The sequence below is a fragment of the Anoxybacillus sp. J5B_2022 genome, assembly GCF_026847645.1.
GTDB lineage: Bacteria > Bacillota > Bacilli > Bacillales > Anoxybacillaceae > Anoxybacteroides.
In genome coordinates, this window is sequence record NZ_JAPSMC010000020.1 from 1 (window position 1) to 24,571 (window position 24,571).

Genomic DNA, 24,571 nt, shown 5'->3' on the forward strand with positions numbered 1-24,571 from the left:
AATCAAACAAGTTATTTTACGGCATTTGCAGATGGAATTAAAGTCTCCGTTTGCTACAAGTTTTGGGGCGTTTACGACAAAAGAATTTATTTTAGTGGAAGCGATTGATGAAGACGGCGTGTCAGGTTGGGGCGAGTCGGTGGCGTTTCATTCTCCGTGGTACAACGAAGAAACAGTCAAAACGAACTGGCATATGTTAGAAGATTTTTTATTACCGCTTGTATTTCAAACGCCGATCGAACATCCTGATGAGCTGCGCCAACGTTTTTCATCGATTCGAAAAAACAATATGGCGAAATCAGCGATTGAAGGAGCGATATGGGACCTTTTTGCGAAGAAAAAGAATATGCCGTTAAGCGAAGCGCTCGATGGAACAAAGAAAGAAATCGAAGTCGGGATTAGCATCGGCATTCAAAAAAGCGTGGATGATTTATTGCGCGTTGTGGAGCGATATGTAAGCGAAGGATATCGTCGGATCAAACTGAAAATTAAACCGGGCTGGGACGTTGATGTCGTTCGCGAAGTTCGCCGCCGTTTTCCGGATGTGCCGTTAATGGCGGACGCGAACTCGGCTTATTCGTTACAAGATGTAGAGCGTCTAAAGGCGCTTGATGAATTTCAGCTCATGATGATTGAGCAACCGCTCGCCGCCGATGATATCGTTGATCATGCAGCATTGCAGTCGCAGCTAAGCACGCCGATTTGCTTAGATGAAAGCATCCATTCGTATGAAGATGCAAGGAAGGCGATCGAGCTCGGAAGCTGCCGCATCATCAACATTAAAATTGGCCGTGTTGGCGGCTTGACGGAAGCAAAGCGCATCCATGACTTCTGCCAAGCGCATCGTATTCCCGTTTGGTGTGGCGGCATGCTCGAATCAGGAGTGGGGCGAGCGCACAACATTGCTATCACCACATTAGAAAATTTCGTCATGCCAGGTGATACCGCTGCTTCCTCGTATTATTGGGAACGAGATATTATTGATCCGGAAGTCACGGTGCATAATGGAACGATCGCGGTGCCTGAGAAACCGGGGATCGGTTATGAAGTCAATCGTCGGCAAGTAGAGCACTATACAACGTTTGCGAAAACTTATCGCCCGTAATTCGAAAACAGACCCGCTTTAACAGGTCGGTTTTGCGTTTTTATGTCGAAGGTGAGGGAGTATTTTTTGCGGAAAAAGCAACAATATAAATAAACAGTTGTTTTTTTCGATTAGAAAAAAGAAAAAAATCATTGAATTTATCTGTTTTATGCGTTAAAGTATAAAACGGCAAAAGTGTTTTTATCATAAAAATTTTTGCAATTTTCAACAAGAAAGAACAAGGAGAGACAGCACATGAATTTGTTGAGAAAGAAATCGGTGGAGGCCTTGCTGCAAGAGGCCGGAAAAAAAGGGGCATCGCTAAAAAAAGAATTAGGTGCCTTTGATTTAACGATGCTCGGAATCGGAGCGATTATCGGGACCGGAATTTTCGTGTTAACAGGGGTGGCAGCTGCGGAACATGCTGGCCCTGCACTCGTACTTTCGTTTATTCTTTCTGGTCTTGCCTGCGTGTTTGCTGCACTTTGTTATGCGGAATTTGCTTCGACCGTTCCGGTATCGGGAAGTGCGTATACGTACAGCTATGCGACATTTGGTGAGTTAATCGCTTGGATTTTAGGTTGGGATTTAATTTTAGAGTACGGGGTCGCTTCCTCAGCGGTTGCGGCGGGCTGGTCCGGTTATTTCCAAGGGTTGTTAGCTGGGTTTGGCATTGAGCTTCCGAAAGCATTAACGAGTGCATATGATCCAGCGAAAGGAACATATATTGACGTGCCTGCTATTTTGATTGTGCTTGTGATTGCGTTTTTATTAACAGGTGGAGTAAGAAAATCAGCCCGGTTTAATTCGATCATGGTCATTATTAAAGTAGCGGTTGTTTTATTGTTCCTCGCTGTTGGCGTATGGTACGTGAAGCCAGATAACTGGACACCGTTTATGCCGTTTGGGTTCTCAGGCGTAGCGACAGGGGCAGCGACAGTATTCTTTGCGTATATCGGTTTCGATGCGGTGTCAACGGCCGCGGAAGAAGTGAAAAACCCACAACGTAACATGCCGATCGGTATTATTGCTTCGTTATTAATTTGTACGATTTTGTATATTGCCGTTTCACTCGTATTAACAGGCATCGTTCCATACGATCAATTGAATGTGAAAAACCCTGTGGCGTTTGCGTTAAACTACATCCACCAAGATTGGGTCGCAGGCTTTATTTCGTTAGGGGCGATTGCGGGGATTACGACCGTATTGCTCGTTATGTTATATGGTCAAACACGTTTATTCTATGCGATCAGCCGTGACGGCTTATTACCGAAAGTATTCTCACGCGTTAGCCCTGTAAGACAAGTTCCATTTGTGAATACATGGTTAACAGGTGTGTTAGTGGCGTTCTTTGCAGGAGTTGTACCGTTAAACAAATTGGCGGAATTAACAAACATCGGAACGTTATTTGCGTTCATCGTTGTTTCTGCCGGTGTGCTTGTTTTACGAAAAACACAGCCAGATTTAAAACGTGCGTTTAAAACGCCGTTAGTTCCGCTTGTTCCATTGTTGGCTGTCGTGTTCTGCGGCTATTTAGTACTTCAATTGCCAGCGATGACATGGATCGGTTTCGTATCGTGGCTATTGATTGGTCTTGTCATCTATTTCGTCTACGGACGTCGGCATAGTACATTAAATGGACAAGCTCGTGTGAATGAAAAGGTCAGCTAACAAACAGCCTCGCCCCATTAGTGGGCGAGGCTTGATTTTAGTTCGTTAGCTCTTTAATGCCTGTATTCGCTTTCACGAGAATTTCATCAAATTTCTTCTCATCTGCTTTTTTCGATGAGAGGAGTGTACCGACAATAGCGGCGATAAAACCTAACGGAATGGACACGATTCCTGGGTTAGCGAGTTTAAAAATCGGTTCGCCAACGAGGATGGCAACACCAGGTTGCGGTGCCCAAACGTTCGGGCTAAGCGCCACAAGCAAGAGTGAGCTAAATAATCCGACAAGCATGCCAGTAATCGCCCCAGTTGTATTAAAGCGCTTCCAAAAGATCGTTAGTAAAATGATTGGCAAATTCGCGCTCGCTGCAACCGCAAAAGCTAGTGCAACAAGGAATGCAACGTTCATTTTTTGCGCGAACAATGCTAATAGGATGGATAAAACCGCGACGCCGATCGATGCCCAGCGCGCTGCTAGCATTTGTTCTTTTTCTGTTGCTTGGCCATGGCGAATAATATGGCTGTAAAAATCATGGGCAAACGCGGATGCCGCAGACAGTACAAGCCCAGCTACAACTGCTAAAATCGTGGCGAAAGCAACGGCAGAAACGAACGCGAATAAGAACTCGCCACCTAATGCTTCCGCTAATAACGGAGCAGCCATATTTCCAGCCGGATTTGCTGCAACAATTTTATCATAGCCGACGAACGCTGCAGCACCGAAACCTAAGAAAATCGTCATCACATAGAACAAACCGATGATCCACGTAGCGTATACAACAGATTTTCGAGCAGTTGGTGCGTCTTTTACTGTGAAAAAGCGAATAAGAATGTGTGGAAGTCCAGCTGTACCTAAGATGAGAGCTAAGTTGAGCGAAATAGTGTCAAGTGGGTTTTTGAATTTGTTTCCAGGATTTAAAAATGCTTCACCTAATGGAGTTGCTGTTTTAACTTCATTAAACATTTTCACAAAATTGAAGTCAAACTTTGCAAATACCATAATGGAAATAATAAACGTCCCAGCCATAAGTAAAACCGCTTTGACAATTTGGACCCAGCTCGTTGCGGTCATACCGCCAAATACAACGTAAATCGTCATCAACGTGCCGACGATTAAAACAGAATAGACATAATCAATGCCTAATAAAAGTTTAATAAGTCCGCCTGCACCGACAAGCTGTGCAATCATATAAAAGATAGAAATGGAAATCGTATTTAATGCAGCGACGCCGCGAACCTTTTTATCATCGAATCTTGCCGCGATCATGTCTGCCATCGTATATTTTCCTAAGTTGCGAAGCGGCTCAGCGACGATGTAAAGAACGACGAGGTAAGCGACAAGGAAGCCGATGCTGTAGAAAAATCCGTCAAATCCAACTAAAGCAATCATGCCGGCAATCCCTAAAAACGAGGCAGCAGACATATAATCCCCGGCGATTGCGAGTCCGTTTTGCCAGCCGGTTAACGTGCTATCTGCTGTGTAAAAATCGCTCGTTGTTTTTGTTCGTTTCGAAGCAAAGTAGGTGATGACGAGTGTTAGTGCGACAATAGCTAAAAATAGAGAAAACGCCAATCCGTTCATTATACATTGCCTCCTTTTACTTCCTGCCTAATTTTTTCAACCATCTTATCAAATCGTGCCGCGCGTTTAGAATATAGCATGCAAAGTGTCCACGTCATAATAAATTGAGCGAAAGCAAACACCCAAGCCCAGCTGATGGAACCAAACGCCGGAGTGTTCAACACGGTTGAATAGGACGTTAAAATTGGCAGAGTGAAATAAAACGCTAAAAAGAATACCGAAAATGGTAAAATAAATCCACGTTTTTCCCGCATTAATTGTTGAAAAGAAGCGGATTGAACTACTTGGCTATAATCAATCGTTGTATGTTGTTGCTGTTGTGAAGAGAATTCTTTAACAGCCATCACTTAACCCCTCCTCAAATTTTTATTTTTTTATTTCGGAAAGAAAACGAATGAAACAATGGCCCTCCTTTCTTTATTAGATGTTCATCAATTTGTCACAAATTCATTATACATTTATCAGAAAACTTTGTAAATTACGAATTTAAAAAAAGTAATTATTATTCAGTTATATTTTTATTAGAAAAATGAAATGAAATATTTTAAAATAACGATAATAAGATATATTGTTCTGAAAAATAAATAAAATTTTAATATTTAAAAAACTAATCACCTGAAAGAGAAAAGTAATTTCTAGTTTTCTTTATTTTTCAACTTTACAAAAATTATCGAATAGTATACAATCTTAACGGTATAAACTTCTGCAATATTCTAGAGAAAACGACAAGGGGAGACAGCGGATGAATTTATTTAGAAAAAAACCGATTGATGTCCTTTTGAAAGAAGCAGGGGGGAAAGGTGCATCGTTAAAAAAAGAATTAGGTGCCTTTGATTTAACGATGCTTGGAATCGGTGCGATCATCGGTACGGGGATTTTCGTATTGACTGGAGTGGCAGCTGCGGAACATGCAGGCCCTGCACTCGTACTTTCGTTTATTCTTTCCGGTCTTGCTTGCGTGTTTGCTGCGCTTTGTTATGCGGAATTCGCCTCGACCGTTCCGGTATCGGGAAGTGCGTATACGTATAGCTATGCGGCTTTTGGGGAATTAATCGCATGGATTTTAGGTTGGGACTTAATCCTTGAATATGGTGTGGCCTCTTCAGCCGTCGCTGTAGGATGGTCCGGCTATTTTCAAGGATTGCTAGCGGGGTTTGGGATCGAGCTTCCGAAAGCGCTCACCAACGCTTATGATCCAGCAAAAGGAACGATTATTGACTTACCAGCCATTGCGATTGTTTTACTCATTACGTTCTTATTAACACGCGGAGTGAAGAAATCTGCTCGTTTTAATGCAATCATGGTCATTATTAAAGTAGCGGTTGTTTTATTGTTCCTCGCTGTTGGCGTATGGTACGTGAAGCCAGATAACTGGACACCGTTTATGCCGTTTGGGTTTTCAGGCGTAGCAACAGGGGCAGCGACAGTATTCTTTGCGTATATCGGTTTCGATGCGGTGTCAACGGCCGCGGAAGAAGTGAAAAACCCACAACGTAACATGCCGATCGGTATTATTGCTTCGTTATTAATTTGTACGATTTTGTATATTGCCGTTTCACTCGTATTAACAGGCATCGTTCCATACGATCAATTGAATGTGAAAAACCCTGTGGCGTTTGCGTTAAACTACATCCACCAAGATTGGGTCGCAGGCTTTATTTCGTTAGGGGCGATTGCGGGGATTACGACCGTATTGCTCGTTATGTTATATGGTCAAACACGTTTATTCTATGCGATCAGCCGTGACGGCTTATTACCGAAAGTATTCTCACGCGTTAGCCCTGTAAGACAAGTTCCATTTGTGAATACATGGTTAACAGGTGTGTTAGTGGCGTTCTTTGCAGGAGTTGTACCGTTAAACAAATTGGCGGAATTAACAAACATCGGAACGTTATTTGCGTTCATCGTTGTTTCTGCCGGTGTGCTTGTTTTACGAAAAACACAGCCAGATTTAAAACGTGCGTTTAAAACGCCGTTAGTTCCGCTTGTTCCATTGTTGGCTGTCGCGTTCTGTGGCTATTTAGTGCTTCAATTGCCAGCGATGACATGGATCGGTTTCGTATCGTGGCTATTGATTGGTCTTGTCATCTACTTCGTCTATGGACGCAGACATAGTACACTTAATGAACAAGCTCAAGTAAATGAAAAAGTAAGTTAATGAAGAAAGGTCTTTGCCGTCACGAGCAAAGACCTTTTTGGCTAATTCGTCTTTTTTGGTATAATAGGCATGTGATTAGTATACAGAGGTGAGGATAGTGATTAGTGAAAAGTTGTTGCAAGGCTTGAACGAACAAATGAACTTTGAATTTTTTTCCGCCCATGCGTATATGGCGATGGCTGCGTATTGTTCAGCGGAAAGTTTGGATGGATTTGCAAACTTTTTTTTAGTGCAGGCGGAAGAAGAACGGTTTCATGCGATGAAGTTTTACAATTTTATTAATGCGTTAGGGGAGCGGGCGATCATTACTGGGTTTGATTCGCCGAACAATGACTTTACGTCTGTATTGGACTGTTTTGAAAAAGCGCTCGTTCAAGAAAAGGAAGTGACGAAGCGGATTTACCAGTTATCGGATATTGCGTGGGACGAGCGGGAACATGCGACGATCAACTTTTTAAAATGGTTTATTGATGAGCAAGTTGAAGAAGAAGCGATGTTTGATAGCATTATTCAAAAATTACGGCGCATTCAAAATGATAATAATGCTCTCTTTATGCTCGATAGCGAGTTTGCGAAACGGACATTTACGCCGGAAGCGCAAGCATAAGGGGAGGCTGTTCCGAACAAGGACAGCCTCTCGATCCATGTTATTCAGTTGGTTGGAACGAGCCGGCAAGCTGGCTTTGCGCTTGTGCAATCAACCGTTTTGTAATTTCACCGCCGACAGAACCGTTGGCGCGCGAAGCCGTATCAGAGCCTAACTGTACGCCAAATTCTTGAGCAATTTCGTATTTTATTTGGTCAAGGGCTTGTTCAATTCCCGGTACAAGTAATTTGTTGCTGTTTCTTGCCATGTTGTTCTCCTCCTGTTTTTTTATTGCCTTGCAATGTTAGTATGCGGCAGGGCAGAGGATTTATAATGGCAAGTTTTTGACAGTTAGTGTTTAAAGCACAAACCGAGTAACGGATTGCTTTAGCTGGTTCGCGGTGCTAGACAATTCGTGTGAGGATGCGAGTAATTCTTGCATCGTGGCGTTTTGTTCTTCCGTGGTAGCTACGACTTGCTCAATGTTGGTCGCTGTCATTGTTGAAACACGAATAATTCCTTCCGCTGAATATGCCATTTCTTCCATTTTTGCGTTCATTGCTAAAATAGCGTTGCGCACCATTTGAAATTCGGTTTTTACGTGCCAGATCGAATCGGATATATGATTAAAAATGGCTTCAAGCTGTATAATCATGTCTCCACCGTGTTTGACGGCATCGTCACTTTCGCCCTTTCTTTAAACCGTTTCGTTTGTTGATCGTACTGTTGTAAGGTTTCAGAGCGAGGATTTGTCATGTAGTCGGTAATCAAAATGTATTTTTGCCTGAATAGCGACGCAATTTCTGTAATTAAAATCGCTTGGTCGCTCTTCTCTTCTGTTTGTTGAACCACATTTGTCATGTGATAGACGAGAAAAGCGGTAAAAATGAAAACGCTAACAAAAAGAAGTGTGGAAAAACTGAAAACGATTCCATATTTTTTGCCAATGGTCATGACGAGTTGCTCCTCCTTTGCCTTTTAGTAAATTATAGCACTGGTGCTGTGAAGTGGCGATAGTCAATTTTTTTAAAAATTTTTTCTCTCTTGGTTGAGAGGGAAACGAGGTACGAAAAAATTTGTCACAAATTTTTTGTTGCAATCGGTTTCAAATTGCTTTAAAATTCAAATCAAAAAGGGATCCGAAACGTTTTGGAGGAAAAAAGTAGTGACGACGATTAAAGATATTGCTAAAGCTGCTGGTGTTTCAATTACGACCGTTTCCCGCGCTTTGAACGGTTACTCGGACGTAAATGAAAAGACAAGGCAGAAAATTATCGAGATTGCCAAACAGTTAAATTATAGCCCGAATACGTTAGCGCGCGGTCTTGTGATGAACAAATCCAAAGCGATCGGCTTACTTGTTTCGGGATTGACGCGAGAAAGTACGAAAGATAACTTTACGTTTGAAGTGCTTGCGGGCGTGAATCAGTATGTCAGTGAAGTAGATTACGATATGGTACTATTTAGTACCACTTCAACGAAACAGCGAGAAAAGACGTACACACAGCTTTGCCGTGAACGTCGTGTAGATGGCGCTATTTTACAAGGAATTCGCGTCGATGACCCGTATTTGCAGGAAGTAGTGGAAAGCGATATTCCGTGCGTATTGATCGACATTCCAATTGAATCAGAAACGGTCGGATATGTGACAACAGATAATGTATTGGGGGCAAAAAAAGCAGTACAACATCTCATTTCGCTCGGTCACCGACAGATTGCAATGATGAACGGCTACGAGTTTGCGTTCGTCAGCGAACAACGGTTGAAAGGATTTCAAGAGGCGTTATTTGAAGCGGGCTTGCCTTTTCATGAGCATTTGGTGGCCAATGGCGCGTTTAAAGAAGAACGGGCTGAGCAAGAAGCAGTAAGGCTGTTGACGCAGCACCCAGAAATTACCGCGTTTTTTTGTGCGAGCGACTTAATGGCGCTCGGGGTGATGAAAGCAGCGAAAACGTTAGGAAAGCGAATCCCAGAAGAAATTGCGATCATCGGCTATGATGACATTATTTTAGCCTCGTACACCACTCCGCCGTTATCTACCATTGCTCAAAATAAGTTCGCGATGGGGTACGAAGCGGCTAAATTATTGATCGAAATGTTGGAAGGAAAGGCGCAGTCTCGCGTGCGAGTGCTTGAAACTGAATTGAAAATACGTGAATCGACGGTAAAAAACCACGGATAGTGGTTTTTTACTAACTACCGGATTCAAAACGTTTTGGAACTATTTTTTAAACAAAATCCGAAACGTTTTGGATTTCATATCATCATCATCCGAAACGTTTTGGAATGCACAGGAGGTATCCTTGAATGGAGTATCGAGTCATTAAAGAAAACGATCTATTTTTTCTGACAGATGAAAAAGGAAATATTCCTAAAAACCATCCATACGGGCTTGGACTATACACGAAAGATACCCGTTTTTTAAGCAAGTTACATTTGCGCATTAATGGGCAAGAGCCTGTCTTATTATCTTCGGATGCCGGAGAAAATTATGTGGCAACGATCTTATTAACAAATCCTCATATGGAAAAGGATGGGGAAATATTATTGTGGCGCGAATCGGTTGAAATCGAAAGAAAGCGTTTTATATACGAAGGTGTGCTTTATGAAAGAATCAACCTAAAAAATTACTATCCAAAGCCGGTGCAATTCGAACTGAGTATACAGGTGGATGTTGATTTTGCGGATATGTTTATCGTCCGTGGCTTTCAAACAGGGAAAGTTGGCAAACGTACGGGTCAAACGATTGGCAATCGTTCGCTCACTTTTCATTACGAAGGAGCCGATCAACTGAAACGCGCAACAACAATCACATGGGATCGGCAAGAGAAAGCGGTGGAGGAACATGGAGAAATTGTTTTTGATTTTGCGTTGAACCATGCCGAGGAGCAAACCGTTACATTGATCATCCAACCACAAATCGGCGAAGAAGCACAGAGAAATATCGTTTCTCCGATAGAGGCACTAGACCGTTTGAAAGCGTCTTACCGTCAATGGGAGAGCAACATTACGAAAATGACAACCGATTATGAGCCGCTTACCCGTTTAGTCAGCCGCGGGATTGGCGATTTGCGAGTATTGTTAACCGATTTAGGGTACGGTCCATTTCCAGTCGCAGGGTTACCATGGTTTGGGGTGCCGTTTGGTCGAGATAGCTTAATTGCTGCGCTGCAAACGCTTCCTTTTCAACCGGAAATCGCAAAAGGGACGCTCCTTACAATGGCAAAATATCAAGGAAAACGTCTTGACCCTTGGCGCGACGAACAACCTGGAAAAGTGATGCACGAAATACGTTTTGGTGAATTGGCAAATACAAATCAAATCCCGTTTACGCCATATTACGGGACGATTGATGCGACCCCGTTGTTCCTTGTCCTGTTGACAGAGTATGTGAAATGGACAGGTGATCTCGAGCTTGTTCGTCAACTAAAAAACAATATTGATGACGCACTTATGTGGATTGATCAATACGGGGATCGCGATGGCGATTTGTTTGTTGAATATCACCAAGAATCAGCGAAGGGGATTGCCAATCAAGGCTGGAAAGATTCCGGCGATTCTATCGTCCATCGCAACGGTAAATATGCTGAGTCTCCGATTGCGCTTGTGGAAGTGCAAGGCTATGTGTATCAAGCAAAAATGGGATTGGCGGATATTTTTGAACAGCTAAAGGAGTCGGAACGCGCGGCGCGGCTTCGTCAGCAGGCAAAAGCGTTAAAAGCAAAATTCGATGCGCATTTTTGGATGGAAGACGTACAGTTTTATGCGATTGCATTAGACGGAAATAAACGGCAAGTTGGGACGATCACATCCAATCCAGGGCATGTGCTGTTTGCAGAGATGCTTGATTCGGAACGAGCCGAGGCTACGATTCGTACGCTGTTGTCGCCAAAAATGTTTTCAGGTTATGGGATTCGCACGATGGGAGAAGGGGAAGCAGGATACAATCCAATGAGCTACCATGATGGCAGCGTCTGGCCTCATGATAATAGCATCATTTTGCTTGGATTAAGCAAATTAGGAAAGCGTGAGGAAGCAAACACGATCATAAGGGGTCTTATTGAAGCGGCTGCACATTTTGAATACGACCGTCTGCCGGAATTATTTTGTGGATACAGCAAACAATTCGGCAAGCCTGTGAAGTACCCAGTCGCTTGCTCACCGCAAGCGTGGGCGGCAGGAACCCCTCTCGTTTTTATTCAAGCACTGCTTGGATTGTTCCCGAATAGCCTAAAAAAAGAAATTCGCTTGTCGCCAACATTGCTCGAGCCGATGAATGTCTTAAAAGTCGAGAATATCGCGATCGGCAACGGCCGATTATCGGTTACCGTTACACGTAAAAATGGTGAAACAAACGTTCATATTGATCAAAACACAACAGGGTATGAGGTTACGATCGTTTCTTAACAAGGAAGATTTTTTCTTCCTTGTTATATATAAATTATTCCATTAAAGGGGAGATAGGAAGATGAAAAAATGGTTGGCAATTGGTATGTCGACAATGCTGTTTGGAAGCGCTTTAGCAGGCTGCAGTAGCGGCAATGAAAAAACAGCAGGAAAAGAAACAGGGGGGACAAAAGACGAAAAAGTGGAAGTAACGCTTGCTGGCTGGGGCGGAAACCCGACAGAACAAAAGTTGTTACAGCAAACATTAGACGAGTTTCAAAAGAAGTACCCAAATATTAAAGTAAAATATGAAGTCATTTCTGATCAGTATATGGATGTCATTAAAACGCGATTGGTTGGCGGCGAAGGGCCAGATGTTTTTTATCTTGATGCATTTGAAGCCCCAGCGTTAATTAAAACAGGAGCATTGGAGTCGCTTGATCAATATGTAACCGATGATTTTGACATCAATGATTTTGAAAAGCCATTGCTTGATGCCTTTAAGGGAGAAGACGGGAAAATTTACGGATTCCCGAAAGACTATTCGACACTCGCGCTCTTTTATAACAAAAAAATGTTTCAAGAAGCAGGGGTAGAAGTACCGAAAACGTGGGATGAATTGCGAGAAGTAGCGAAAAAATTAACGAAAGGCACACAAGTGTACGGTTTCGGAGTGGCGCCAGAATTGGCACGCTTATACTACATTGCGGAATCAAAAGGTGGAAAAGTAGTCACGGACAATAAAGCAAGTTTTGCTGATCCGAAAGTGGTTGAAGCGCTTCAACCGATCGTTGATATGCATTTGAAAGATAAATCAGCTGCCCAACCGAACGAAGTAGGCGCAAACTGGGGCGGTGAAATGTTTGGCCAAGGAAAAGCAGCGATGGTCATTGAAGGAAACTGGGCGATTCCGTTCTTAAAAGATACGTTCCCGAACTTAGAGTACGGAACAGCAGAAGTTCCAACAATCAATGGCAAGAAAGCAACAATGGCGTATACTGTTGCGTATGTCATGAATAAAAACTCGAAGAAGAAAGAAGCTGCTTGGAAATTGCTTTCGTTCTTAACTGGTAAAGAAGGAATGAAAATTTGGACGAGCAAAGGATTGGCGTTACCGACACGCAAATCGGTAGCAGCTGAATTAGGATTTGACAAAGATCCGTTGCGTGCTCCGATCGTCGCTGGCGCTTCCTATGCGACTGTATGGCAAAATGGAACGAACTTGCCAATTATTACGAATAACTTCAACAACCAATTTGTCAGCGCCTTTTTAGGACAGCGCCCATTAGCAGATGCGTTAAAAGAAGCACAAGAAACAGCGAACAAAGAAATTGAAGGGAATAAATAATGACAGCGCTGATAGAAGGGTTCTCCTTCTATCAGCCATTTTTCGCATTGAGCGGTTCCCTCCTTTCTAGTAGACGGGACGCTAGCAAGAGGGGAACAGCTTAATGGAATCTCTTATGAGGAGAGGAATGATTATGAGAAAAAAAGCATGGTGCGAAGCAGGAACAGGGTACTTATTATTATCTCCAACGTTATTTGTATTACTTTTGTTTATTATTGGTCCAATCTTATTTGCCATTTTTTTAGCTTTCCATAAAGTACAACTGCTTGGCACGACTACGTTTGAATTTGTTGGATTCGATAATTTTAAGCGGATGACAGGAGATTTGCGAGCGAAAATTGCCTTATGGAATACGGTAAAATATGTCGTCATCGTTGTTCCGTGCCAAACGATGCTGGCGCTTGTGTTAGCGGCGACGCTAAATGCGGGATTGAAAGGGCAAAAATTTTTCCGAATCGTCTATTTTTTGCCAACGCTTACGTCTTCAGCTGTACTAACGTTAATTTTTATGTGGATGTATAACCAAAATGGGCTCATTAACGATTTGCTGCAAGCCGTTGGATTACCGACGTATAACTGGCTTGGCGATCCAAAAGTAGCTCTGAACGCGATTATGGTGATGAACATTTGGTCGACCGCGCCGTTTTTCATGGTCATTTATTTAGCGGCATTGCAAGATATTCCTGATTCGCTTTATGAAGCAGCTGAGTTAGATGGAGCAAACGCCATTCAAAAATTTTGGTATGTCACTGTTCCTTATTTGCGACCGGTGACATCGTTTGTTGTCATTATGGGATTGATTGGGACGTTTCAGCTATTTGACCAGTCTTATATCTTCTCTGCCGGCTCTGGAGGTCCGAATAACTCGACATTAACAGTTGTTCTCCTCATTTATCAATATGCGTTTAAAACGCTAGGGACGATGGGATATGCCGCGGCATTAGCGTTTGCATTAGCGATTATTATTTTAATCGCGACATTAGTGCAACGGAGATTTTCGAAAGAAGAGTCTCTTTATTAAGGAGATGAAAATGGATGAAGAAAAAACTAGGTATTGGCAAGGCGTTTTTGTATGTTATTCTCGTTCTTTATGCGATCGTAACGATGATTCCATTTTTATGGGCGTTGTCTTCTTCTTTTAAAACGCTTGAAGAAATTGTGAGTGGCACGATTTCGTTTATTCCAAAGCATTTTACGTTCGATAATTATAAACAAATTTTCATCGAGCAGCAGCTGTTTCCACGCTGGTTGTTCAATAGTGTCATTATCGCAGTAACCGTAACGTTGCTTAACTTATTGTTTAATTCGATGGCTGGCTATGCGCTTGCACGCTTGCAGTTTCCAGGAAAAAAACCGTTATTTATTATTATTTTGGCCGTGCTCATGATACCGGCACAAGTGACGATGATTCCGAACTATTTAATTTTAAAGCAGCTAGGGTGGCTCAATTCGTATCAAGGGATGATTGTCCCGACAATGATTAATGCAACATTTATTTTTATGATGCGACAATTTTTTATCAACTTTCCAAAAGAATTGGAAGAAGCCGCCGCATTGGACGGGTTGAGCCGTATCGGCACGTTTTTTCGGATTGTATTGCCGCTGGCTCGTCCGGCATTAGCAGCACAAGCGATTTTTGTTTTCATGGGTTCGTGGAACGACTTTATGCGGCCACTTATTATTCTTTCTGATCCAGAGTTATTTACATTACCGCTTGGCTTAAATAGTTTTAAAGGGCAATATATTAGCTACTGGAACTATATTATGGCGGCGTCGATGGTATTTACGTTGCCGGTGCTTGTCATTTATATCTTTTTCAACCGCTATTTCATTAAAGGAATTTCGTTCACAGGGGGAAAATAGTTAAAATCCCCCTGTTCGTTTGATTTCTTGCCACTCGCTATATTCCCCGATAAACAAGGTGATATACCCAATGATAATAATTCCAATCCCGAACACTTTGATTGCTTGAATCCACTCGTTATTCACTACCGACGCCCCATGGAAAAGATTCTCTTCCTCAACGTATGATAGTTGGCCTGTTTTTGTTAATCTTGCCCGTAGCTGACATCTTTGTCTGGATGCATAAACGGGGCGGCGTTCGGCCGTTTTTTCGCTTCTAATAGCTCGCGGTTTTCCGCCGTATTCCAGCCGATATCGTTTGTCGGATGCACCCATTCTTCTCCGGCCATCACGCTTGGGTTCGTGTCTTCGCTCCATTGATTAAGCGGAGAATTTGGAGAATTGTATTTGCTGTCGCCAATGACGACACCATGTTTGTTCACAAACGGCGGTTGCATGCGCATCCCTGTTCCTTTAAACGACGGAGCATGAATTTGGTGCGGTTGTGTTTCGTCGAAAATCGGCGACTGTATGTTTTGTTCTTTTTTCATCTGTCTCACCTCACCAATAGTTTGAGCGGAAAAATCAATGAATAAACTACCTAATTTTTTCGGAAAATAAGAAAAACGATTTAGGGGGGATTACCTTGACAACTAACGCATTTCCAGTGGCAACCCTTCGCGAGCAATCGCTAAAAAAACTACAACAGCTTGAAAAAACGTTGCGGGAAGAAACGGGAGAAGAAATCGTATTGATTGCCTATCATCGCAAGGAGGAAACGAAATGAAGCGAAAAGTGAAATACAATGCAGCAGAAAATAACAATAAAACCCCGACCGAAAGCTTGCCGGAATCCGAAGCGATTGCGCAATACGCTAGCGACGAAGAAATGATTCGTGGCGCAAACCGCAATTCGAAAAAAGGGCGGCAAGGGGAATGAAGAAAAAACAACCGCGAACAGCCCGAGAAGAGTTTTCGGTGGAAACAGGAGATTTAAACGCCTATCAGCTCCTTATGTTAAAAGAGGAAATAAAACGAAAAAAGAAAAAGTAGGGATTTCCCTACTTTTTCGCTGGATGCGCAAATAAAGAGAACGGAGCGGAAAAGATCGCCGTTTTTCGCTGCATCGGATCGAAATAGGCGACCATGACGGTTTTTGTGTTTCGTACCTCTTTTGTTTTTACGTAATGGTCAATATCGATCGGAATGATTTCCATTACGGTATGTTTAAACAACTCTTTTTCCTCTAGCTCTAATGCCGCAAATGGTTCTCCTAGCAACAGCGGATTTTCTAGAAGCTGGCGATAAACAATCGTTCGTTCTTCTTTCGCGATTTTTTCTTCCCACCATGGCTTGCGCGGTTTATGTTTTTGGTTTTTTAAATAGTCATATTTCATCAATGCTTCGATAATCGGTACTTGTTCGATTTGCGTTGCTTGTAAAAATGCATATAAGCGGCGGAATAAATCTTCGAGCTGATGGCCGATGCGTGCCCAACCTTGTTCGTCCCAATACGTGCCAAACGCTTGGAAAAAGTCAAACGGCGTTGGAAAAACGTGCGTCACTAAATAGTCGATCGTTTCGTCCATGCGATGGTCATTCCAATATTTCTCTAATACGTCTTCAACTTGTTTAATACGTATAATGTCATCAAACGAAAGCACGTTATTTTTTAACACTTCATACGGAGCGTGGTCCATAAACACATAGCCGTATTCTGGAGCACGGAGACGGAGACCTGTGCCGCGCAACATTTTCAAAAAGCCAAGCTGCAATTCTTCAGGACGAAGCGCAAACACATCGTTGAACGTTTTCCGGAATGAAGTGTAATCTTCTTCCGGCAAACCGGCAATTAAATCAAGGTGTTGCGCAATTTTTCCTCCTTGTTTCACGAGCGTGACCGTGCGGGTTAGTTTAGCAAAATTTTGTTTGCGCATGACAAGCCGATTCACTTCATCGTTCGTCGATTGAACGCCAATTTCAAAGCGAAACAGTCCCGGCGGCGCTTCTTTATTTAAAAACTCAATGACTTCTGGACGCATAATATCGGCGGTAATTTCAAATTGGAACACCGTTCCAGGGACGTGCTCATCAATTAAAAATTGAAACATCTCCATCGCATAGCTGCGGCTAATGTTAAAGGTGCGATCGACGAACTTAATCGTTCTCGCGCCATGCTTCATTAAATAACGAATATCTTCTTTTATTTTCTCACGGTCAAAATAACGGACGCCAACTTCAATAGAAGATAAGCAAAATTGGCAGCTGAACGGACAGCCGCGGCTCGTTTCGATATACGTCACCCGCTTCGCTAAATGAGGAACATCTTCTTGAAAGCGATATGGCGACGGCATATCCGCAAGATTTATTTTGTTTCGCTGCGGATTGATGATGATTTTACCGTCTTCGCGGAACGCCAATCCGTGTACGGAGCGGAAGTCGCGTGCCCCTTCTAGCTGCCAAAGCAGCTGCTTAAACGTTTCTTCTCCTTCGCCGATGACGATAAAATCGAATTCCGGGACGGTTTCCAACCATTGACGCACATCGTACGAAACTTCTGGACCGCCGGCGACGATCGTGATGTGTGGGTCAATTTTCTTCAGCATTTTCATCACTTTAATGGTTTCGTCAATATTCCAAATGTAACAGCTAAATCCGATAACGTCCGGCTTTTTTTGATAAAGGTCGGTCACGATGCTCATCGCTTGGTCTTTAATTGTATATTCGGCAATTTCTACAGCAAATTGCGGCTGGACGTACGCTTTTAAATAACGAATGGCTAAGTTTGTATGAATATATTTCGCGTTTAACGTTGCGCAAACAATTTTCATCGTCCAAAACCCCTTTAGTATCAACGTCAATATTTTAGTGTAGCACAATCGAGAAAAAAATAAAATGAAATGCAGGAATGGGATGTTTTCAGAAAATTTTAAAATTATATAGCAGGAGTACTTTTTTTTATGACGAATATATATTGATTATGGATATTACCTGTTTGGAGGAGGATTTACGATGAATAACAGCCTTTCTTCTAGTGAAAAGCAAGAATTGATGATCAACGTGAAATCATTAGAAGAAGAAAACCGGCGGTTGAAAGAGCAATTGAGTGGCTATGCGATCATTTTTGAGCGGTCGTTAGATGCCATTATTATTTTTGATAAGAACGGTGAATTTATCGAAGTGAACGAAGCAGCTTGCCATCTATTTGAAATGGAAAAGGAAGAATTAATCGGAAAACGTTTTCAATTATTTCTTGATTTAGTCCCTCCAGATATTTTAATGTTTCAGCAGTCGATGCTACAAAAATTCGGATCGTTTAGCGACGAACTGCTCATTAAATTAAGAGACGGAAAGATTAAGCATATTGAATTTTCGATGAAAAAGGATGCTTTCAATTGTTTTGACTTAGCGATTATGCGCGACATTTCAGCGCGAAAGGCACTTGAACGGGAGAGGATTATTAACGAATTTTTATTTAAAGATGTATTTAATCGTGCGGTGGACAGCATCGTTATTTTTGATGAGTTTGGTCGGTTCATTGACGTCAACCCGGCGTTTTGTATGAGTTTAAATTTAGAGAAAGAAAAGCTTCTTCACTTATCGTTTCAGCAATTTGTGGCAAGGCAATGCAAAGACGACTTTGTTCAGCTGCTCGTTGAGTTGAAAGAAAAAGGAACCGCTAAAGGCGAGTTGTCGTTTATCCGTTTTGACGGCACGGTTAAAATGTTTGAGTTGACGATGACATCGAACGTATACAGCGGTTTTTATATGGCAATTATGCGCGATGTGACCGAAAAGAAAAACATGGAAATTAAGCTCCAAAAAAGCGAAGAGCGGTTTCGCGCTATTTTTGAGCAAGCGCATGAGGCAATTTTAATTTGGAACGATAATGGACATATTGTCAACGCGAACCCGGCGGCGAGTCGGACGTTTGAGCTACCGCTCAATTTGCTTGTACGTAGAAATTTGCTTGATTTTATCGATTATGATGAAAAAGTGCGCCATGTATTAGAGCAATTTCGGAAAATGGGCGAGATTCGTGATGAATTGACGTTTCATATGCCGAACGGTGAAGACAAGCAGTTGGAATTCACGATGAAGCAGGGGGTCATTGATGGATACCATTTAGCGATTTTTCGCAATGTGACAGAAAGAGGAAAGATGGAAAAAGAGCTGCAAGAAAGTGAACAAAAATTTCGCAGCATTTTTGACCATTCGATGAACGGTATTCTTTTATGGGGAGAGGGGTATCGAATTTTGGATGTAAACCCGATCGCTTGTGACATTTTCCAAACGACAAAGCAACAGTTGCTTGCGGAGTCGTTTATTAAATGCATTCCGGAAAAAGAACGGAAAGTATTTTATAAATTAATTAGGCAATCCGAGCAATCTGGTGAAGCGTATGGCGAAATGACGGTTTTAACAAAAGAAGGCGTGCAGCGGATGATTGAAATTTCGTTGAAAAAAGAGATTATAGCGGGTGTAGGGATGATGATGCTTCGCGATGTGACCGAAAAGAAGGAACTAGAATGGCAGCTCCGTAAATCGGATACGCTGAACGTCGTTGGGGAGTTGGCGGCGGGCATCGCCCACGAAATTCGCAATCCGATGACGGCTTTAAAAGGGTTTATCCAATTGTTGCAAGGCAGTATTAAAGAAGATTATTCGATGTACTTTAATGTGATTATGTCCGAGTTGAAGCGGATTGAGTCGATTATTACCGAGTTTCTCGTGTTGGCAAAGCCGCAAGCGGTTCAATATAAACAAAACGATATATGCAAAATTATGAAAGATACGATTGATCTCATCAGTGCGCAAGCGATGATGCATAGCGTACAAATTATCGCGGATTTTGAGGAACAGCTGCCGCCTCTTTACTGTGAACCGAATCAACTGAAACAAGTATTTATTAACATTTTAAAAAATGCGATTGAAGTCATGCCAAAAGGCGGCGACGTACACGTGCGTATTCGTAAACTTGACTCGGACTACATCCGCATTTCCGTCACCGACCAGGGCTGTGGCATCCCGCAAGATAAAATTAAAAAGCTTGGAGAGCCGTTTTATACGACGAAAGAGCGAGGGACTGGACTTGGGTTGATGGTTAGTTATAAAATTATTGAGGAACATCAAGGAAAAATTGACGTAGAAAGCGAAGTTGGTGCCGGAACAACGTTTCATATTACATTGCCAATTAAGCGGGTGGAAACAGAGTATGAAGAAGAGAGAGTACACAGTTTATAAATCGAAAGAGCTTGGGGATATTTACATCATCTCCGATGGCGAAGCGATTGTAAACGTCGAGCTGTTTGAAGACGGTTGGGAGAAGGCAAGCGATCAATACGAGATGGTGAAAAGTGATGCGCCATTGTTGCAAGAAGCGGTAAAGCAATTCGATGAGTATTTTCAAGGGAAGCGAACAACGTTTCAATTGCCGTTGAAATGGAAAGGAACACCGTTTCAACAAAAAGTATGGCAAGCGCTTTGCGATATTCCGTACGGCATGACCGCAAGCTATAGTGATATTGCTGGAAAAATTGGCCATCCGAAAGCGGTTCGGGCGGTCGGACAGGCGAATCGCGCCAACGAATTAGCGATTATCGTCCCATGCCACCGCGTGATCGGCAAAAACCGCGCGTTGATTGGCTACGCCGGAAACCGTACAGACGTGAAAGAAAAACTTTTACATTTAGAAGAGCGTTATAGGAACGGATAAAAAAACTAGAAGCTACGCCTGCTTCTAGTTTTTTGCATTAATTAAGAAAGGAATTTCTGAACCCGTTGTCTAGCTCCAAGCGCCATCGGTGTGATGCGCTCCGCCCCTTCTTTCGGCGGCGACACATTGATTGGCTTCACTGAACTTACCTACGCAGAACCAAGCCATGCTTGGTTCGAGCTCTCCTCGGTGGGGCCTGTGCGATCTTCGCCGATAGGCAGGTGTTTTGCGCTCTTCTTATTTACTACTCGTGTACAGTTACAATGACACTTAGCGTTCCTTTTTCTTCAATGTTGATCGGAACGAGAATCGCTTTTTGAAATCCTTTCATGCTCGTTTCGCCAACGAGCAACGTCGGAGGAGTAATATCCATCGTTAGTTGCTGGTTGGACGCATGCGTCACAAGTTGGCCGGCGATCATATTCCCAAGCTCGCACGTAAACGATTCAAGCATCTCACCTTCGAGCATCATTCCATACATCATTTGGCTAATTTGCGAAAATAAAGATGCAGTGCCCCCGATCACTAATTGTCCGTGAACTTGTCCCGTCATTCCGATTAAGACAGACAAAGAAGAACGGATCGAATTTGCCGTGTATAATGTCGGCTTCTCGATTTGAATGCCTGCCGGAATGACCATCTTAATAGAATGGATCGTGCTATTTAATAGCTGTGTGAGCACTGTTGTCATCATCGTCATCTATTTGTTCCCCCGTTCATAAACAATGCGCTAATAGTTGTATCGTACCTTATCATATCATAAACAGTTTGATAAGCCGATGGGGAAACATTCCTATTTCGTAAATGCAGATTAGTTTCTAAACAACGCCGGCAATGCTGTTTCGTAATTGCCGCGAATAATGCCTTTTTCCGTAATAATCGCTGTAATTAGCTCATTTGGGGTGACATCAAACGCTGGATTGTAGACGGTTACCCCTTCAGGAGCGATGCGCGTTCCGGCCAGATGGGTCACTTCTTCCGAATTTCGTTCTTCAATCGGAATGTCATCGCCAGTTTTCGTTGCTAAATCGATCGTTGACAGCGGCGCAGCGACATAAAACGGAATGCCGAACGCTTTGGCGAGCAACGCAAGACCGAACGTCCCGATTTTATTGGCTGTATCGCCATTGGCAGCGATTCGATCGGCGCCGACGATCACAGCGGTAATGCGCTTTGTTTTCATCGTTTGCGCGGCCATGTTATCTGTAATGAGCGTCACATCGATTCCGGCCTGCATTAACTCCCACGTCGTTAGCCGCGCTCCTTGTAAAACAGGGCGCGTTTCTGAAGCATACACGTGAAGGTGGATGCCTCTTTCTTTTGCTAAATAAAACGGCGCAAGAGCGGTTCCATAGCGGGCCGTTGCGATCGAACCAGCGTTGCAAATTGTCAAAATGCGGTCGCCGTCTCGAAATAAGGAAAGTGCATATTCGCCGATCGAACGGCATGTGTCTTCGTCTTCGGCTTGTATGCGAATCGCTTCGTGAACAAGCGTCGTTTTCGCTTCGTTAACGGACGTAGCCGCGGTGGCGCTCACGACAAGGCGATCGAGCGCCCAAAACAAATTGACAGCGGTCGGGCGTGCACTCGCTAAATAATCGCGGTCTTTTTGCAATTGCTCCTGAAATTCAGCCATTGAGCTTACATCGTATCGCTGTGCGGCTAGCGCAAGTCCATAGGCGGCGGTGATCCCGATCGCCGGTGCGCCGCGAACTTTTAGCGTGGCAATTGCTTCCCAGACGTCCTCAAGTTCTTTTAATTCTAAATATTCAGTCTGAAAAGGGAGCTTTTGTTGGTTTAAAATCGTAATATATGTTTCATTCCATTCAACCGAGCGGGGAATGGAAAGCAATTCAGCCATATCGTTCTTCCTTTCGTTCAATAAGTGGTTGCTAACGTTTGTGTGAAAAGCAAGCGAATGTCTTGCACTCTACGAAGCGAATGGCGCTGTAAAATAAGCGCTCTGCCAAGCTGAAGCGCACGTCGTTTTGCCTCGATGCGCGTTTGTTTGTCGGCAATTCCGTCAAGATCAGCGACATGTGCTAAGCCGATTGTGCGGCGAATCACTTCGCAGCCAGCGAACCCGACAGCATCGATGAAAATAACGTGCAACAACTCTTGCAGCCAACCTTTCGTCTTTGCATACGGTTCTACATTATGCTGTTCCCAAAGATCAGAAAAGACGGTAGTAAAGACGTCCCACGTTTTTTCGACGTGTTGCAATAACGGCTCTTGTTCTTGTTCAGGGCGGGACAACGCATTTAACAATAAATTGGCAAAAAACTGACCAATGTCAAATCCGAACGGGCCGTAAAACGCAAATTCCGGGTCAATCACTTTCGTTTCCGTATCGCTAGCAAAAATGCTGCCGGTATGTAGATCGCCGTGAATGAGCGCATCGCCCTCGGTTAAAAATTTTCGCTTCAATTTTGCCACTTCAAGATGGAGTGCTTCGTCGTTCCAAAGCGCTTCCACGTCATGGCGAAGTTCCGCTTCAAAATTATTCGTTTCGTGATCAAAAAACGGGTCGGTAAACACGAGATCTTCCGTAATTTTGCACAATTCTGGATTGACGAACTGCTGAGCAAGCTGTTTTTTCTGTTGTTGATTCATCCCAAAATCAGATGTATAGAACAACGTTTTGGCGATAAATTCGCCGATATGCTCAGAAAGAAGCGGATATGTTTTGCCTTCTATTAGTCCTTTGCGAGCGATTTGTAAATGCGACAAATCTTCCATCACTGTAATGGCTAACAATTCGTCTGAGTAGTAAACGTTCGGAACATACTCCGGAACGTAGCTTGCGAACGTGCGCAAGGCGTTGCTTTCGATCACGGCCCGCTTTAGCGTAAGCGGCCAGCTTTCACCAACGACTTTCGCGTACGGTAGCGCTTGTTTAATAATGATTCCTTTTCCGGTCCGTTGGTCGACGACATGAAACACAAGGTTTAAATTGCCATCACCAATCTCGCGGCATGTTAACGGAGTGCCTTCAGGAAAGAGCCCTAACCGGACGGCCAACGCAACGGCACCACTTTCCGTTAGCGGTTCATATACAGATTGTTTAGACATCGCCATTCCTCCCTATCGTAAGTAAAATAAAAAACCTCTTTCGCTTTCGAAAGAGGTTTGAAGTTCGCTTCGCACCTCTTATCTCTCAGCGTATTGCTGCAAGAATTAGCACCGTGCTTTACTTAAGCCGGTTGCCGGGCTTCATTGGGCTCGTCCCTCCGCCTGCTCTTGATAAGAGTGTTATCGTTATTCGAGTGTTTAAAAAATTGGGTTAGTTCACTTGATTGGAATCATACATGGCATTGGTTTGTCTTGTCAATACATTTTTTAAAAAATTTTTTCCGTTTTTGTGTAATACTCTGGGCGACGGTCTTGGAAAATCGGGATTTGGTTTCGGACCTTACTTACTTTCGATAAATCGATTTCGCCAATGAGGGAGCACGGCTTCTCATCAGCCTCAGCGATGATGTTTCCCCACGGGTCGATGATAAGGGAATGACCGGCAAATACGTTGCTCGGATCTTTTCCCGCTCGGTTGCAGGCAATCACATAGCATTGGTTTTCAATCGCTCGCGCCTGCAAAAGCGTTCGCCAATGATGGAGGCGTGGAAGTGGCCATTCTGCGACAACAAACAGCACCTCTGCTCCTTGAATCGCATGAGCACGGATCCATTCTGGAAAGCGAATATCATAGCAAATAACGCCAGCGCATAACGTTCCATCTAGAGTAAAAAATCCCGTTTCTTCGCCAGGCTGTAAATACAAATGTTCGTCCATTAGGCGGAAAAGATGAAGTTTACTATACTCTCCAACGATATCACCGTTTCGATTGGCGACATACATCGTGTTTGTGATGCCGTTTTCCGCTTTTTTGGCCACGGAACCGGCAACGATGTTTACATTGTATAACTGCGCCAGTTCGGAAATGAATGTTTTCGCGTCTGTGCCATCTTCATCTGCAATTTTCTCAAGGCGTGGTAAATCGTATCCGGTCGTCCATAACTCTGGAAGAACGACGATGTCTGGTTGGTGCTGATATACTTGTTCCAATTCGCGTTGCACTCGCCGTTTATTTTCGGCTGGGTCGCCGAAGGCAACATCTAACTGAAGGCACGCCACTTTTATTGTCATATTCGTTCACCTCGAAAAAATGTACTTTACAATTTACTCTTTACGATATATGATTTTTG

The 24,571-nt window shown here is 43.2% G+C and carries 25 protein-coding genes and 1 riboswitch; of the genes, 13 read left to right on the forward strand and 12 right to left on the reverse strand.

The features are described 5' to 3' along the window. The first annotated feature begins 1 nt into the window (after position 1). Positions 2-1,105: an o-succinylbenzoate synthase gene (menC, locus tag M4I42_RS07575; protein ID WP_268851603.1), complete on the forward strand. Its 1,104-nt coding sequence runs from the start codon at positions 2-4 to the stop codon at positions 1,103-1,105. Positions 1,106-1,339: 234 nt separating this feature from the next. After that, positions 1,340-2,755, forward strand: a complete 1,416-nt coding sequence (locus tag M4I42_RS07580; protein ID WP_268851604.1) for an amino acid permease — start codon at positions 1,340-1,342, stop codon at positions 2,753-2,755. Positions 2,756-2,792: 37 nt separating this feature from the next. Here the strand turns inward: M4I42_RS07580 and M4I42_RS07585 are convergent, their stop codons facing one another. Both M4I42_RS07585 and M4I42_RS07590 read right to left on the reverse strand, forming a co-directional pair. Continuing rightward, positions 2,793-4,334 (reverse strand): solute symporter family protein, encoded by a 1,542-nt coding sequence (locus M4I42_RS07585; protein WP_268851605.1) that lies wholly within the window; start codon positions 4,332-4,334, stop codon positions 2,793-2,795. Continuing rightward, positions 4,334-4,678 (reverse strand): DUF485 domain-containing protein, encoded by a 345-nt coding sequence (locus tag M4I42_RS07590; protein ID WP_268851606.1) that lies wholly within the window; start codon positions 4,676-4,678, stop codon positions 4,334-4,336. The genes M4I42_RS07585 and M4I42_RS07590 overlap by 1 nt, the downstream gene beginning before the upstream one ends. 398 nt (positions 4,679-5,076) lie before the next feature. Between M4I42_RS07590 and M4I42_RS07595 the strand changes: the two genes are divergently transcribed. After that, on the forward strand, positions 5,077-6,492 hold the full coding sequence (locus M4I42_RS07595; RefSeq protein WP_268851607.1) for an amino acid permease: 1,416 nt from the start codon (positions 5,077-5,079) through the stop codon (positions 6,490-6,492). Between the two features lie 97 nt (positions 6,493-6,589). Beyond that, positions 6,590-7,099 carry a ferritin gene (locus M4I42_RS07600; RefSeq protein WP_268851608.1) on the forward strand — a complete coding sequence of 170 codons (510 nt, stop codon included), beginning with the start codon at positions 6,590-6,592 and terminating at the stop codon, positions 7,097-7,099. A 40-nt stretch (positions 7,100-7,139) separates the two neighbouring features. Here M4I42_RS07600 and M4I42_RS07605 read toward each other — a convergent pair whose 3' ends face one another. The 3 genes from M4I42_RS07605 to M4I42_RS07615 all read right to left on the reverse strand — a co-directional run bounded on the left by M4I42_RS07605 (position 7,140) and on the right by M4I42_RS07615 (position 8,032). After that, positions 7,140-7,346 carry an alpha/beta-type small acid-soluble spore protein gene (locus M4I42_RS07605; RefSeq protein WP_080862831.1) on the reverse strand — a complete coding sequence of 69 codons (207 nt, stop codon included), beginning with the start codon at positions 7,344-7,346 and terminating at the stop codon, positions 7,140-7,142. Between the two features lie 90 nt (positions 7,347-7,436). After that, a complete protein-coding gene (locus M4I42_RS07610) occupies positions 7,437-7,733 on the reverse strand; it encodes a hypothetical protein (RefSeq protein ID WP_268851609.1) in 297 nt (98 codons plus the stop codon). Next, positions 7,730-8,032, reverse strand: coding sequence for a hypothetical protein (locus M4I42_RS07615; protein WP_268851610.1), 303 nt, complete (start codon positions 8,030-8,032; stop codon positions 7,730-7,732). The genes M4I42_RS07610 and M4I42_RS07615 overlap by 4 nt, the downstream gene beginning before the upstream one ends. A 211-nt stretch (positions 8,033-8,243) precedes the next feature. Between M4I42_RS07615 and M4I42_RS07620 the strand changes: the two genes are divergently transcribed. The 5 genes from M4I42_RS07620 (at position 8,244) to M4I42_RS07640 (ending at position 14,675) form a co-directional block, all read left to right on the forward strand. Then, entirely contained in the window at positions 8,244-9,260 is a 1,017-nt protein-coding gene (locus tag M4I42_RS07620) for a LacI family DNA-binding transcriptional regulator (RefSeq protein WP_268851611.1), read from the forward strand. A 125-nt stretch (positions 9,261-9,385) separates the two neighbouring features. Then, on the forward strand, positions 9,386-11,485 hold the full coding sequence (locus tag M4I42_RS07625) for an amylo-alpha-1,6-glucosidase (RefSeq protein WP_268851612.1): 2,100 nt from the start codon (positions 9,386-9,388) through the stop codon (positions 11,483-11,485). A gap of 61 nt (positions 11,486-11,546) precedes the next feature. Beyond that, positions 11,547-12,812: an ABC transporter substrate-binding protein gene (locus tag M4I42_RS07630; protein ID WP_268851613.1), complete on the forward strand. Its 1,266-nt coding sequence runs from the start codon at positions 11,547-11,549 to the stop codon at positions 12,810-12,812. Positions 12,813-12,945: 133 nt separating this feature from the next. After that, positions 12,946-13,833: a carbohydrate ABC transporter permease gene (locus M4I42_RS07635; protein ID WP_442864086.1), complete on the forward strand. Its 888-nt coding sequence runs from the start codon at positions 12,946-12,948 to the stop codon at positions 13,831-13,833. A 14-nt stretch (positions 13,834-13,847) separates the two neighbouring features. Further along, on the forward strand, positions 13,848-14,675 hold the full coding sequence (locus tag M4I42_RS07640) for a carbohydrate ABC transporter permease (protein ID WP_268851615.1): 828 nt from the start codon (positions 13,848-13,850) through the stop codon (positions 14,673-14,675). Here M4I42_RS07640 and M4I42_RS07645 read toward each other — a convergent pair whose 3' ends face one another. After that, positions 14,676-14,801: a hypothetical protein gene (locus M4I42_RS07645; RefSeq protein ID WP_260175054.1), complete on the reverse strand. Its 126-nt coding sequence runs from the start codon at positions 14,799-14,801 to the stop codon at positions 14,676-14,678. A gap of 59 nt (positions 14,802-14,860) precedes the next feature. Continuing rightward, the gene (locus M4I42_RS07650) at positions 14,861-15,205 is read right to left on the reverse strand and encodes a DUF3905 domain-containing protein (protein WP_268851616.1); all 345 of its coding nucleotides are present in this window, start codon (positions 15,203-15,205) and stop codon (positions 14,861-14,863) included. A 95-nt stretch (positions 15,206-15,300) separates the two neighbouring features. On the opposite strand from M4I42_RS07650, the gene M4I42_RS07655 reads away from it, so the two are divergent. Beyond that, positions 15,301-15,441: a hypothetical protein gene (locus M4I42_RS07655; protein WP_268851617.1), complete on the forward strand. Its 141-nt coding sequence runs from the start codon at positions 15,301-15,303 to the stop codon at positions 15,439-15,441. Next, a complete protein-coding gene (locus tag M4I42_RS07660) occupies positions 15,438-15,593 on the forward strand; it encodes a hypothetical protein (protein WP_183184528.1) in 156 nt (51 codons plus the stop codon). Before M4I42_RS07655 ends, M4I42_RS07660 begins: the two co-directional genes overlap by 4 nt. 121 nt (positions 15,594-15,714) lie before the next feature. On the opposite strand, the gene M4I42_RS07665 is transcribed toward M4I42_RS07660, so the two are convergent. Beyond that, on the reverse strand, positions 15,715-17,484 hold the full coding sequence (locus tag M4I42_RS07665) for a B12-binding domain-containing radical SAM protein (protein ID WP_268851618.1): 1,770 nt from the start codon (positions 17,482-17,484) through the stop codon (positions 15,715-15,717). Positions 17,485-17,665: 181 nt separating this feature from the next. On the opposite strand from M4I42_RS07665, the gene M4I42_RS07670 reads away from it, so the two are divergent. Both M4I42_RS07670 and M4I42_RS07675 read left to right on the forward strand, forming a co-directional pair. Beyond that, positions 17,666-19,897 carry a PAS domain-containing sensor histidine kinase gene (locus tag M4I42_RS07670; protein WP_268851619.1) on the forward strand — a complete coding sequence of 744 codons (2,232 nt, stop codon included), beginning with the start codon at positions 17,666-17,668 and terminating at the stop codon, positions 19,895-19,897. Then, positions 19,869-20,369 carry a methylated-DNA--[protein]-cysteine S-methyltransferase gene (locus tag M4I42_RS07675; protein ID WP_268851620.1) on the forward strand — a complete coding sequence of 167 codons (501 nt, stop codon included), beginning with the start codon at positions 19,869-19,871 and terminating at the stop codon, positions 20,367-20,369. Before M4I42_RS07670 ends, M4I42_RS07675 begins: the two co-directional genes overlap by 29 nt. A gap of 244 nt (positions 20,370-20,613) precedes the next feature. On the opposite strand, the gene M4I42_RS07680 is transcribed toward M4I42_RS07675, so the two are convergent. From M4I42_RS07680 to M4I42_RS07695, 4 genes are all read right to left on the reverse strand, one after another. Next, positions 20,614-21,069, reverse strand: a complete 456-nt coding sequence (locus M4I42_RS07680; protein ID WP_268851621.1) for a chemotaxis protein CheX — start codon at positions 21,067-21,069, stop codon at positions 20,614-20,616. A 111-nt stretch (positions 21,070-21,180) separates the two neighbouring features. After that, complete coding sequence (gene mtnA, locus M4I42_RS07685; protein WP_268851622.1) at positions 21,181-22,230, reverse strand: S-methyl-5-thioribose-1-phosphate isomerase; 1,050 nt, start codon at positions 22,228-22,230, stop codon at positions 21,181-21,183. A 17-nt stretch (positions 22,231-22,247) separates the two neighbouring features. After that, positions 22,248-23,447 carry an S-methyl-5-thioribose kinase gene (gene mtnK, locus M4I42_RS07690; RefSeq protein ID WP_268851623.1) on the reverse strand — a complete coding sequence of 400 codons (1,200 nt, stop codon included), beginning with the start codon at positions 23,445-23,447 and terminating at the stop codon, positions 22,248-22,250. 69 nt (positions 23,448-23,516) lie between these two features. Next, positions 23,517-23,619: riboswitch (SAM riboswitch) on the reverse strand. Positions 23,620-23,708: 89 nt separating this feature from the next. After that, positions 23,709-24,512, reverse strand: a complete 804-nt coding sequence (locus M4I42_RS07695) for a carbon-nitrogen family hydrolase (RefSeq protein WP_268851624.1) — start codon at positions 24,510-24,512, stop codon at positions 23,709-23,711. Between the last annotated feature and the right edge of the window lie 59 nt (positions 24,513-24,571).